We start from the raw sequence: 12,098 nt of genomic DNA on the forward strand, positions 1-12,098 counted from the left end.
CACGTATGCAGGCAGACAAAATTTTTATGAACGGAGAAATTGTCACAGCGGACGAACATTTCCAAGTGTATGAGGCCCTGGCCGTCCAGGGGGATAGCATCCTCACAACGGGAACGAACGACGAAATCATGAAAACCGCCGGCGCCCATACAGAGGTTGTCGACCTGAAGGGCAGAACGCTCATGCCCGGATTCATTGACGCTCATGCCCACCTCGAGCTTTACGGAACAAATGCTCTCGGTGTCAATTGTAAAAAACCCCCGACGATTCCTGACGTTCTGAAGGCACTGAAAGAAAGGGCTGGAAACACCCCGGATGGTCACTGGGTGCGGGGATGGGGCTACAATCAAAACGAACTGGCTGAGAACCGGCATCTAACGAGGTGGGACTTGGACAAAGTGTCCACCTCCCATCCGATCATAGTCGTGCGGACGTGCGGGCATATCTCCTGCGTAAATAGCAAAGCCCTGGAGATGGCAGGAATCGAGGATTCCACTCCAGACCCGGCGGGCGGGTCTTACCACAAAATCGACGGACAGTTGAGCGGCCTGCTGCTGGAAGCCGCTCATATGACTGTCTTTCAGCACGCCGATTACAGCGAAGAAGAGGTACTTCACGGACTGGCGCTTGCTTCTCAGGACTTTTTATCCTACGGCATTACAAGTGTTCATGACGCCGGCGGTTATGGGACGAAGCATATCCGCTATTTACAGCAGGCTGTCCAGAAAGGCATCGTGAAGCAGCGCATCTATGCACTGTACGGTTCCCTGTCCAACGCTCCGGAAATGGTCCGCGCAGGACTGGAAAGCGGCATTTCAACAGGCCTTGGGGATGAATGGTTCAAAATTGGACCCGCGAAACTGTTTATCGATGGGAGCAGCAGCGGTCCTACCTGCCGAACAAGAGACCCCTATAACAGCGACCCCGAAGACAGAGGAATGTTATACCTCTCCCAGGATCAACTGGACGGACCACTTCTGGAGGCCCACCATCGCGGCTGGCAGATCACCGCTCATGCGATGGGCGATGAAGCCGTGGATATGATGCTGCACACCATTGAGCGAGCGCTCGATCATGCACCAGCATCCTCCCCGCGCCACCGGATCGAGCATGCAGGAATTGCACCTTCCGACCTCGTCGGACGGATTCGAAATACCAGAGCGGTTCCAATTCCGAATCCTTCGTTCCTCTATGAATTCGGCGACGGCTATGAGCATGATTACGGAGAACGCATCAACCATATGTTCCCATTAAAAAGCTATACGGATCAGCACATTCCATACGCCGTTGGTTCCGACAGTCCGATTACCACTCCAAATCCTTTTTACGGTCTGTATGCAGCGGTTACCAGGCGCAGTAAAAGCGGCCGGATCATAGGAGAAAACCAGGCCTCTCCACTTGAGGAAGTGATCCGGGCTTATACGTGGGGCGGCGCTTACGCCTCGCATGAAGAACACAGGAAAGGAACGTTGGAACCAGGAAAAGCGGCCGACCTTATTATCCTCGATCGTTCCATTATGAATTGTCCTGTTTACGAGCTTCCCGGCATACAGGTGGAAAACACCATCCTGAATGGAAAAACCGTATATACATTGCAAAAGGAGGACGTCTATTGAGTAAACAACGTTTTATAAAAATTTACTGCCTTTCATTAAGCATTCCTTTCCTGTTGATGGTTTTCCCGCTTTTCACCATCGGGAACCGGGAGACCCCCTTCATTATGGGCCTCCCCTTCTCGGTATTCTGGGTGATTTTCTGGATCTTGATCACCTTTGTCATTGTACTATTCCTTTACCGTCTGGATCCGGACAAAGACGAAAAGGGGGTCCAGTAAATGGCTCAGTGGCAGATTGCAATGATTATGATGATTGCTTATCTCGTGATCGCTTTATTGATCGGTGTGCTTGCCGGCCGCAATCAGGATAAGCAGTCTCTGGAAGAATTCACGACAGCTAAAGGAAATCTCGGTCTTTTCGTCATGTGGTTCTTAATGGGAGGAGCCGTTTTCAGTGCCTTCTCCTTCCTCGGGGCTCCAGGGTGGGCTTTCTCCCGGGGGGCTCCAGCGCTTTATATCATCACCTACACCGCTTTTGCTATTTTACCGTGGTATATTATCGGTCCGAAAATCGGCCGGATCGGACGGAAACATAACATTTATACCGTCGCCGGCTTCATGCAGCTGCGTTATTCCAGCCGCATACTGGCCATGATGATCGGAATCATCGCTCTGCTCGCTTCGATCCAGTATCTGGCGACTCAGATGAAAGGCATGGCCTATATCTTCAGCATTATGACTGAGGGCCGTATTCCTTTCTGGCTCGGTGCCTTGCTGTCCTACGGCATTGTCGTCGTCTATGTGGCGACCGGCGGTCTGCGGGCTGCCGCCTGGTCAGATGTTTTCCAGGGCATGCTCATGATCGTCATTTCCTGGACGGTCGGATTGACGATTGTGAATCAGCTGCACAGCAGTGTTCCTGATATGTTCAGGAATTTAACAGAGACCGCTCCGGGCTTCCTTCAGATCGGTGCCGAAGGATCGACGATGAATGCGATGGCTTATACGACGACGATTCTCGTTTCCACCATCGGCTTTCTTATGTGGCCGCATTTATTTTCTAAATCCTATGCCACAAAAGCGCGGACGATAAAGAAGACGGTACTCGTCTATCCTGTATTCGCCCTGTTCTTGATTCCTTTGTTGTTTGTCGGATTTTCAGCTGTCAATGTCATTGATCCGTCCCAAATCGGATCACCCGACGAAATTCTCCCTTATTTGATCACGACGGTCCTTACCCTGCCAGGCTGGGTGTACGGCCTTGTCGGAGCCGGTGCCCTGGCAGCAGCCATGAGTACAGCCGATGCCATCACTCACAGTGCTTCCCTCGAATTTACCGACGGGTTTGTAAAGAATATCAAGCGTGATCTTTCCTCCAAAACCACCCTTTTAATCATGCGGATCGGTGTGTTTGTCATTGGTGGACTCGCCTATGTGATTACTGTTTTTGGAGGCCAGGGATTGATTGCCCTCCTGCTCGGTGCATATGGATCGATCGTCCAGTTCGCCCCGGGCGTATACGGAGCGCTCTATTCGAAAAAAGTCACAGAACCCGCGGTCATTACAGGGTTGATCACCGGTACAGTCGTGAACTATTATTTCCAGCTCGTCGCACCGACTACACCGCTGGATATTAACCCAGGCATCCTCGGCCTGATCTGCAACATCGGTCTTGTCGTCATCATCAGCGGATTCACACAAGGAAAGGAGCTTCCGATGGCGGAAGAGTACCGCAAAGTCGGATCCTGACAGCTGCAGAACAGATGTCCAGCTTTTTTCTCTCAAAAAAAACGCATCCCTCTCCACTGAGGGATGCGTTTTCATTTTTACGTACGGATCAGATTATGGGGATCCAGTACGAATTTCTTAGCGGCTCCCCCATCAAACTCCTCATAGCCGCGCGGGGCTTCATCCAGACCAATGACGGTGGCATTGACCGCTTTCGCAATGTCGGCTTTTCCTTTCAATATCGACATCATCAATCCGTGATGATACTGCATGACAGGCGTCTGCCCGGTCGCAAACGACTGCGCTTTGGCCCAACCTAGCCCGAAATCGAGCTTAAGCAGTCCACGCCGTGCATCTTCCTCAGAGGCCCCGGGATCCTCTGTTACATAAAGACCGGGAATCCCGAGTCCGCCCCCTGCTTTTGTTGCGTCCATAATGGAGTTCAAGACCGCTGCCGGTGCTTCCTGATGGTTGTGGCCGTGAGCTTCAAAACCGACACAGTCTACAGCCGCATCCACTTCAGGGACACCGAGGATCTGTTCGATTTGTTCAGAGATATTGTCATGATTACCAACGTTGATCGTTTCACAGCCGAAGCTCTCCGCCTGCGCCAGCCGTTCGTCAATCAAGTCACCGACGATGACAGCGGACGCACCGAGAAGCTGGGCGGAGTGAGCAGCAGCCAGGCCGACAGGACCCGCGCCGGCGATATATACAGTGGAACCCATTTTCACACCCGCTTTATAGGCGCCGTGAAATCCCGTCGGAAAAATGTCCGAGAGCATCGTTAAATCAAGGATTTTCTCCATCGCTTCGTCTTTATCCGGAAACTTGAGAACCTGAAAATCTGCGTAAGGCACCATCACATATTCCGCCTGGCCGCCTACCCATCCCCCCATGTCGACATAACCGTACGCCGAACCAGGTCGGTCGGGATTCACATGCAGGCAGATGTGGGTTTTCCCTTCAATACAATTGCGGCACCTTCCGCACGCAATGTTAAAAGGTACAGATACCAAATCCCCTTTTTTGACAAACTCGACATCTCTTCCTGTTTCAATGACTTCTCCTGTAATCTCGTGGCCGAGCACGAGTCCTTCCGGTGCCGTCGTCCGTCCGCGGACCATATGCTGGTCACTTCCACAGATGTTGGTGGAGACGACTTTTAAAATGACTCCATGTTCACACTTGCGCCCGACATTCTTCGGATTCACACCCGGTCCATCTTTCAGGACAAGTTCGGGGAATTCGATTTCCTTGACCGTTACGCCGCCATTTCCGGTGTACGCTACCGCCCGGTTGTTTGTAGCCATTGCGTTCCTCCTCAAAATAATAAACTCCCTTAAGCGTCGGCTGCTGAGCTTCGTGACATGATTTAAAGATATAACATGTATTATTTTCCCATTTCACCCATAATTAAAACAATATTCTGTCATTTTTTCACAAAAAAAGACCCGCCTGTCAAGCGGATCTTGAAGGTTTAGAATGTTTCTGCGGCATCCTTGGCTTTCGCTTCAGCTGTCGACTTTATTTCCCCGGCTTTGTCAGGCATAGCCGCATGCCCTTCAACGAACAACCCTTCAATCGAGGGAATACCGAAAAACTGCATGACAGTCTTGAGGTACCGATGCCCCATTTCCATTCCTGCAGCCGGGCCTTCAGAATAAATACCACCACACGCCTGGATATGGAAGGCTTTCTTATCCGTCAGCAGACCAACAGGACCTTCCTCTGTGTATTGGAAAGCTTTCCCTGCCACTGCTACGGAATCAATATAAGCTTTCATAACCGGTGGAAAAAAGAAATTCCACATCGGTGTTACAAAGACATATTTATCAGCGCTCGTAAACTGATCACTTAATTCCTTCAAGCGGGACACTTTTCTCTCCTCATCCGGGGTGAGTTCACCTCCGGACTGCAGCTTCCCCCAGCCACTGAAAATATCCGCATCGATGTGAGGGATGGACTCCTTGTACAAATCAATCGGGGTAACCGTATCTTCTGGGTTTGCGGTTTTATACTGCTCGATAAATGCCTTGCCGACACTCATGCTGTAAGAAGCAGTTTCATCATGAGGGTGGGCGGTGATATACAGCACTTCAGCCATGGTTCATCGTTCCTTTCCATTCTCTGATGCTCATTAGTGTGCAGCAAAGAAGGAAACTTACTACAACCGAGAAGCAATAAATTATGGAAAGAAGAGCGGAATGATCACTCCAAGGCATAAAAAAACAGCCTGTAGGAAAACAGAAGCTTTCTACAGGCTGGGGCCAGCTTTATGAAGTTTCTTCTTACAACGATTCGTCCTCTTGATTCACATATGGATTACCGGAGAGATGACGGCTGACGTCCTTTGGAATCACAACTTCCTCCGGCTGCTCATACTTTTCCTTTGATTGAACACTTCCATCGTAATGATAAGGTGTATCCTTCATGCGGCACGCCTCCTCTGCATTTTTGTTAGCATGCGTGCTTGAAGAGCGGGCTATACAGAGCCCTTACATTTTCAAGGCGATGTTTTTCAGTTGTGTATAGTTTCTTAAAGCTTCCAGCCCCTTCTCTCTGCCAAAACCACTCTTGCCGTAACCCCCAAAAGGCATCTGTATCCCACCGCCGGCACCGTAATTATTAATGAAAATCTGACCAGCCTTCACTTTTTCCGCCAGCTTATGGGCACGGGATACATCTTTCGTCCAAATACCCGTGACAAGTCCATACTCGGTGCTGTTGGCAAGATCAGCCGCTTCCTCATCCGTTTCAAAGGTGAACACAGAGAGGACAGGGCCGAACACTTCCTCTCGGGCTATCTCACTTTCAGGCCGCAGACCGTCGATAATCGTCGGCTTGAAATAACAGCCTCCAGGTGCCTCTGAGACGTGCGCACGTGTACCACCAAGCAGAAACGTCCCCCCATCTGCCTCCACCTTCTTCATAAAATCCTCAATCCGCCTGCACTGCTGCTCGGATAAAATCGGACCGATATCCGGGTCGCTTTCTCCAGGTCCCAAGCTCAAATGGTTCATTCGATGGATCACCTTCTCTACGAACGAAGCTCTGCAGTCCGCATGAACGAGCAGGCGGGAACCTGCGGAGCATGTCTGGCCGGCATTTTGAATGATCGATTTGACCACCCATTCGACCGCTTCGTCCAGCGGGGCATCCGGAAATACGATGTTCGGAGATTTCCCTCCAAGCTCAAGGGTCACAGGGACGATATTTTCTGCGGCAGCTTTCATCACCTTCGTCCCCGTCGGCACCGATCCTGTGAAAGTCACGTGGTTGATATCATTATGAGAAGCAAGGGACGCCCCTGCGGTGTGTCCTTCTCCAAGGACGATATTCACGACTCCTTCAGGAAAGCCTGCCTGCTGGAGAATCATCCCAAGCTCTACAGCAGTCAGAGGCGTCTGTTCCGCCGGCTTCATGACGACCGTATTGCCTGCAGCTAAAGCGGCTGCGCAGCTTCTCGAGGCCACTTGAAGCGGATAGTTCCAAGGAATGATGTGAGCCGTGACGCCCACAGGCTCACGAAGGGTGTAGTCAAGCACCCCCGGTTCAATCGGAATCGTTTCCCCGTGGATTTTGTCGGCGGCTCCCCCATAAAACTCAAAATAACGGGCCGCTGCCTCCACATCCGCCCTTCCCTGTGAAATCGGCTTTCCCGTATCAATCGTCTCTAGACGGGCGAGCGACTCTTTATTCTCCCTGATTACTTCAGCCACTCTCATAAGCATCTGTCCACGTTCATAGGGCTTGACCAACGGCCAGTCTCCTGCACTAAAAGCATTTCTTGCTGCCGATACGGCCAGATCAATATCCTCTTTGCTGCTTGCGGGAGCATCGGCGATCACTTCTCCAGTCGAAGGATTATGTATATCCATCCGTGCACCGGCAGAAGGTTCTGACCAGACACCATTGATTAAGTTCTTAAGTATGCGCACATTCATTTCCCCCTTTATAATCCGCGGCCGCCATCAATGGAAAAAACACCGCCGGTCGTCATACGTGCTTCATCAGAAACGAGGTATACGACGGCATGGGCAATATCATCAGGGTCGATCAGCTTCCCGAGTGGGACAGACTGCTGAAACACCTCCCTCTTTGTATCATCCATATTCTCTCCGGGCTGGACAAATTCCCCGAGCATGCCGGTATCAGACGGACCGGGGTGAATGACGTTGACCCGGATGCTGTGAGGAGCAAGCTCAATAGCAAGCGCTTTCGAAAAAGCCGTCACAGCTCCTTTGGAAGCAATGTAGGCACTGAGGCCGGGTCTCACCCGTTCAACGGCAATGGAGGCAACATTCACAATAACTCCGCCCTGCTGTTTTTTCAGATAAGGAACAGCGGCCCGGCACATGAGAAAGGCCGCTTTGGCATTGACATTCATAATGGCATCCCAGAATTCCGTCGTGACTTCCTCAAGAGGAGCTGCAGCCTGGGCCATCCCGGCAGCGTTGACGATGCCATCGATCCGCTCAGAATATGCAGCTGCCGAATCCACCACACGCTTCACGTCTTCTTCCTTCGTCAAATCCGCCTCAACAAACTGAAAGGCCCTATCCTTCAAATCTTCCATGTCCCGACAGCGGAGGTCCACAGCGGTTACAGACGCCCCTTCGTCCATCAATCTGGAAATGACCGCCTTTCCCATTCCTCCGGAAGCACCGGTTACAATGAAATGTCTATCTTTGACTCTCACCTCAACATTCCTCCTTTAGGTTTGGGCATGAATGGCACGAATGATGGCATCCCCCATATCTGCCGTACTTGATTTTCCACCAAGGTCGGGTGTACGTATGTCCTGTTCCGCAAGAACAGACTCCATCCCATTCATTACCATATCGCTTAAATCAGGCCGTCCGTTATGTTCCAGCATTAATGCCGCCGACCAGATCTGGGCAACTGGGTTGGCCATGCCTTTTCCTGATATATCCGGGGCTGACCCGTGGATGGGTTCAAACATGGATGGGAAACGGCCTTCCGGATTCAAGTTTGCTGAAGGTGATAAGCCGAGGCCGCCCACAAGTCCTGCCCCGAGATCTGTTAATATATCCCCGAATAGATTGGATGCAATAACGACTTCAAAAGATTCCGGACGGTTAATAAAGTAGGCCGCCAGCGCATCAATATAAACAGAGGAGAGCTGAATATCCGGGTACTGCTGTCCAACTTCGCGGACGACATCGTCCCACAGCTTCATCGTATGAATGATGGCATTGGATTTCGTGGCGCTTGTAACGGTCTTCTTTCCATGCTTTCTCGCGTAGGCAAAACCATAGTCGCTCAGTCTCCGAATCCCGGCCTTCGTCATGACCGTCGTCTGTACCGCCATCTCCTGATCCGTCCGATCATACATACGGCCGCCCATGTGAGAGTATTCTCCTTCCGCATTCTCGCGGAAGACGACGAAATCAATCGGGTCTCTCGTGTACAGCGGAGAAGCAACCCCTTTCAATTGTTTCACCGGCCGTACGTTGACGTACTGCTGAAACTGCTTACGGATCGGCATGATCAAATCCCAGATGGTCACTTCATCTGGTACCCGGGCGTCTCCGATGGCTCCAAATAAGATCGCATCGAAATGCTGTAAATAATCAAGGGCCCCTTCAGGCATCATCCGACCGGTTTCCATATAGTAGGCACTGCTCCATGGCAGCTCTTCCATTTCCAGTTGAAACCCCGAATCCAGAGAAGACAGGGTATTCAACACTTTAAGCGCTTCATTCATCACTTCCGGACCTATGCCGTCCCCCGCCATGACTGCAAGCTTCATGACTCTTTCGGCTCCTCAAGAAATTCAAGCGCCGTCTGACGGTACAACTGGGTCGTTTCAACAAGGTCACAGATGTCAATGTATTCATCCACTTGGTGTGGAACTTCCCGGTCTCCTCCACCCGTGGTCAAAATCGGGATGCCGGCAAGGTGTAGAAACGTTCCGTCGGTGGCCCCGGGCACGCCGTTGTACACCGGCTCTTTTCCTGTTACTTTTTTGTAAGCTTCCGCCACTGCGGTCACGACAGGATCCTGCCGGTCGGTCTTCGTCCACGGACGTTCCTCCAGCACTTCCATTTCTGCATGAAACCCGGCATCCCCTTCCATCGTCCGGTCGAGAATCTGCTGAATATCCTGCTTTAACGCCTCATGATCCTGTCCTGGAATCGTGCGGATATCCAGCGTTGTTCTGCACTGTTCAGGCACAACATTGATCTGAGGCTCCCCGGATACCGGTGCCTGCAGGATCGTCGGCGTAATGCTCGGCCATCCCAGCAGTTCATGTCTGCCGGTTCTCTCCTTTTCTCTCTGCTCAAGCTGGTCCAGAGCGACAATGATTTGTGCCATTCTTGTATTCGGGTTTAAGCCTGAGAGCGGCATCGCTCCATGCGCCTGCCGGCCGTAAGCATCAATCTGGATCCTCATCGCTCCTTTTTGAGCGGTACAAAGCTGGTTTTCCTCCGGTTCACAAATGACAGCGCCATCCACACCGCTCGCCCACCCATTTTCAATAAAATGCTTGATGCCGATCATCATGCCTTCTTCATCACATGGAATACAGAGAATGATTTTTCCAGTCAGCGCTTCTTTGTCCTTAATCAAAGAGTGAACTGCGGTGATGGCGCAGGCCAGGTTGCCTTTTGTGTCATTGGTGCCTCTGCCATACATCCGGCCTTCGACGATTTCAGCCCCGAACGGATCATATGACCAGCGAGCAGGATCCCCTTCTGTAACGACGTCGGTATGACCCTCAAACAACAAGGTTTTCCCCGGCTTTCCGGTATCATAAATTCCGATGACATTCGGACGCCCCGGCGCTGCCTCCTCTACATGGACTTCAAGTCCCATCCGCTCCAGATACGCAGCAGCAAAGTGAGCGGTTTTTTCTTCGTTCCCATCCTTTACCCCCGGACGGTAGACACTTGGTATCCTTACAAGCGCCTGCGTCAAATCGACCACTTCTTTTGTATCGCGCTCCACACGTGCTTTTTCATCAATCAAGATCATTTCATCCACTCCTCTATGCACTCCATAGTTTGGTAATGACTTCATCCTGAACCTTGGCATGATGTTTCATCGTGATGAGACTGACAAGGACATAGGCAGCGAACGACAACAGCACCGGCATAGCAACCGTATGCATTCCAAAAGCATTCGGCATGAATGAATGGAATATAATATAGCTTCCGACCCCGGTAATAATCGAGGCCATCGCTCCGCCTGCATTGCCTTTTTTCCAATACAGGCCCATAATCACCGGCCAGATAAAGGCCGCCTCCAATCCACCGAAGGAGAATAAATTCAACCAGATCAGCAGTTCGGGCGGGTTAACGGCCATGGCAAATACGAGCAGACCGATGACGGTCGTGACACCGATACTGATTTTCTTAATCGTGCGGTCGTCTGCCTCCGGCTTCACATAATTCAAGTACACATCCTTAACGACAGCGGAGCTGACCAGCAGCAGCAGGGAGTCGACCGTTGACATGATCGCGGCCATCGGTGCGGCCAGAACGATTCCGGCAAGCCAGGCCGGCAGCACTTCCATCGCAATTCTCGGCATGACCGTATCTCCCACTTCTATGCCTGGAAGCACGGACCGGGCAAATACCCCCGTCAAGTGCATGCCGAGCATAATGAACCCTACGACAACGGTTCCGATCAACAGGGCCCTGTGCATCCCTTTTGAACTTTTATAAGACATGGCACGGACAGCCACCTGGGGCAGACCGACGACACCAACACCTACTAAAATCCAGAAGGATGATACATAGAGCGGTGTGAGAGACTGATCAGCACCATACGGCGAAATCAGATTCGGATTCTCTGCTGCCAGGTCAGATATAATCGGACCGATTCCGCCTCCTGCAATGATGGTACCTATCAAAATGACCAGCGTCCCGAAGAACATGACAACGCCCTGGACGGTATCGGTAATCGCTACGGCGCGGAAGCCTCCGATAATGACGTAGACAAGGACCGATACCGCAAAAATGAATAAGGCTGCTGTATAGGAAAGCCCCGTCAGCGATTCAATCAGCCGGGCACCGCCCACCCACTGGGCCGCCATAGCTGAAAACAGAAACAGGATAATGCTGATCGCTGACAAAATGACGACCCACTTATTCTGATAGCGTTCCTTCAGGAAATCGATCAGGGTGACAGCTTTGATCTTCCTTGCCATAATGGCGAATTTCTTACCAAGCACCGATAAGACGAAATATCCTGTAGCAAGCTGTGTCATGGACAGAAGCACCCAGCCGAGTCCCATCGTATAGGCAACTCCAGGTCCGCCGATAAAGCTGCTCGCGCTGCCGTATGTAGCAATCATTGTCATCGCAAGGATAAAACCGCCCAGCTGCCGGCTGCCAAGGAAATATTCCTGCAGGAAATTGGATGTCGTCTTCAAATGATTCGAAGCGTAAAAACCGATACAGAAAATAATAACGAGAAAAACTAAAAGAGGTACGACAACAGCCCAGTTCATGATTCATCCTCCTCATCCAGCGGAACTTCCTTATAAAAATATTTCACAGCCAGAATAACGAGAAGAGTGATAACCACAGTGGTTACAACACAGCTGTAAAAGAACCAGTCCGGAAGACCGAAAATGTAATTGAACTCGGATACCGGCTTTGATCCCAGTCCGTACGCTGAGCCGAACCACATGAGAAAGTTGAGGATGACAAGACCAACGCCGATCAGCGCTTCCCTGTCCGCCACCCGGTACCGAGGGTCCTCCTCAAACGGTTTTTTTTGTTTCATATAGATCCTCCTTTATCTATTACCTACAACCTATTTCGCCATATAACCCTTTTCC

12 protein-coding genes are annotated in these 12,098 nt (G+C 51.2%); 3 read left to right on the top strand and 9 right to left on the bottom strand.

The window, feature by feature from the left end:
* The first annotated feature begins 5 nt into the window (after positions 1 to 5).
* The 3 genes from ACXADP_RS14480 to ACXADP_RS14490 are packed head-to-tail and all read left to right on the top strand — an operon-like array spanning position 6 to position 3,304.
* Positions 6 to 1,616 (top strand): amidohydrolase, encoded by a 1,611-nt coding sequence (locus ACXADP_RS14480; RefSeq protein WP_474971798.1) that lies wholly within the window; start codon positions 6 to 8, stop codon positions 1,614 to 1,616.
* Entirely contained in the window at positions 1,613 to 1,834 is a 222-nt protein-coding gene (locus tag ACXADP_RS14485) for a DUF3311 domain-containing protein (RefSeq protein WP_474967952.1), read from the top strand. Before ACXADP_RS14480 ends, ACXADP_RS14485 begins: the two co-directional genes overlap by 4 nt.
* Positions 1,835 to 3,304 carry a sodium:solute symporter family protein gene (locus ACXADP_RS14490; protein ID WP_474971799.1) on the top strand — a complete coding sequence of 490 codons (1,470 nt, stop codon included), beginning with the start codon at positions 1,835 to 1,837 and terminating at the stop codon, positions 3,302 to 3,304.
* Positions 3,305 to 3,381: 77 nt separating this feature from the next.
* Here ACXADP_RS14490 and fdhA read toward each other — a convergent pair whose 3' ends face one another.
* The 9 genes from fdhA to ACXADP_RS14535 form a co-directional block, all read right to left on the bottom strand.
* Positions 3,382 to 4,596: a formaldehyde dehydrogenase, glutathione-independent gene (gene fdhA / locus ACXADP_RS14495; protein ID WP_281657660.1), complete on the bottom strand. Its 1,215-nt coding sequence runs from the start codon at positions 4,594 to 4,596 to the stop codon at positions 3,382 to 3,384.
* A gap of 167 nt (positions 4,597 to 4,763) precedes the next feature.
* A complete protein-coding gene (locus tag ACXADP_RS14500; protein ID WP_474967950.1) occupies positions 4,764 to 5,390 on the bottom strand; it encodes an FMN-dependent NADH-azoreductase in 627 nt (208 codons plus the stop codon).
* A 184-nt stretch (positions 5,391 to 5,574) separates the two neighbouring features.
* Entirely contained in the window at positions 5,575 to 5,718 is a 144-nt protein-coding gene (locus ACXADP_RS14505) for a hypothetical protein (RefSeq protein WP_474971800.1), read from the bottom strand.
* A 63-nt stretch (positions 5,719 to 5,781) separates the two neighbouring features.
* A complete protein-coding gene (locus ACXADP_RS14510; RefSeq protein ID WP_474971801.1) occupies positions 5,782 to 7,230 on the bottom strand; it encodes an aldehyde dehydrogenase family protein in 1,449 nt (482 codons plus the stop codon).
* An 8-nt stretch (positions 7,231 to 7,238) separates the two neighbouring features.
* Entirely contained in the window at positions 7,239 to 7,985 is a 747-nt protein-coding gene (locus ACXADP_RS14515; protein ID WP_474967947.1) for an SDR family NAD(P)-dependent oxidoreductase, read from the bottom strand.
* Positions 7,986 to 8,000: 15 nt separating this feature from the next.
* On the bottom strand, positions 8,001 to 9,059 hold the full coding sequence (locus tag ACXADP_RS14520; RefSeq protein WP_474971802.1) for a tartrate dehydrogenase: 1,059 nt from the start codon (positions 9,057 to 9,059) through the stop codon (positions 8,001 to 8,003).
* A complete protein-coding gene (locus tag ACXADP_RS14525) occupies positions 9,056 to 10,285 on the bottom strand; it encodes a M20 family metallopeptidase (RefSeq protein WP_474971803.1) in 1,230 nt (409 codons plus the stop codon). Before ACXADP_RS14525 ends, ACXADP_RS14520 begins: the two co-directional genes overlap by 4 nt.
* 13 nt (positions 10,286 to 10,298) lie before the next feature.
* A complete protein-coding gene (gene panF, locus ACXADP_RS14530; RefSeq protein WP_474967944.1) occupies positions 10,299 to 11,765 on the bottom strand; it encodes a sodium/pantothenate symporter in 1,467 nt (488 codons plus the stop codon).
* Positions 11,762 to 12,043: a YhdT family protein gene (locus ACXADP_RS14535; protein WP_474971804.1), complete on the bottom strand. Its 282-nt coding sequence runs from the start codon at positions 12,041 to 12,043 to the stop codon at positions 11,762 to 11,764. The genes panF and ACXADP_RS14535 overlap by 4 nt, the downstream gene beginning before the upstream one ends.
* Positions 12,044 to 12,098 lie beyond the last annotated feature (55 nt).

The sequence above is a fragment of the Halobacillus sp. AWH4_228 genome, from assembly GCF_056158365.1.

What these genes read in the sequence shown, in the direction of transcription:
- ACXADP_RS14480 (WP_474971798.1), top strand. Translation starts at nt 6, where the DNA reads ATGCAGGCAGACAAAATTTTTATGAACGGAGAAATTGTCACAGCGGAC.
- ACXADP_RS14490 (WP_474971799.1), top strand. Translation starts at nt 1,835, where the DNA reads ATGGCTCAGTGGCAGATTGCAATGATTATGATGATTGCTTATCTCGTG.
- fdhA (WP_281657660.1), bottom strand. Translation starts at nt 4,596, where the DNA reads ATGGCTACAAACAACCGGGCGGTAGCGTACACCGGAAATGGCGGCGTA.
- ACXADP_RS14500 (WP_474967950.1), bottom strand. Translation starts at nt 5,390, where the DNA reads ATGGCTGAAGTGCTGTATATCACCGCCCACCCTCATGATGAAACTGCT.
- ACXADP_RS14505 (WP_474971800.1), bottom strand. Translation starts at nt 5,718, where the DNA reads ATGAAGGATACACCTTATCATTACGATGGAAGTGTTCAATCAAAGGAA.
- ACXADP_RS14510 (WP_474971801.1), bottom strand. Translation starts at nt 7,230, where the DNA reads ATGAATGTGCGCATACTTAAGAACTTAATCAATGGTGTCTGGTCAGAA.
- ACXADP_RS14520 (WP_474971802.1), bottom strand. Translation starts at nt 9,059, where the DNA reads ATGAAGCTTGCAGTCATGGCGGGGGACGGCATAGGTCCGGAAGTGATG.
- ACXADP_RS14525 (WP_474971803.1), bottom strand. Translation starts at nt 10,285, where the DNA reads ATGATCTTGATTGATGAAAAAGCACGTGTGGAGCGCGATACAAAAGAA.
- panF (WP_474967944.1), bottom strand. Translation starts at nt 11,765, where the DNA reads ATGAACTGGGCTGTTGTCGTACCTCTTTTAGTTTTTCTCGTTATTATT.
- ACXADP_RS14535 (WP_474971804.1), bottom strand. Translation starts at nt 12,043, where the DNA reads ATGAAACAAAAAAAACCGTTTGAGGAGGACCCTCGGTACCGGGTGGCG.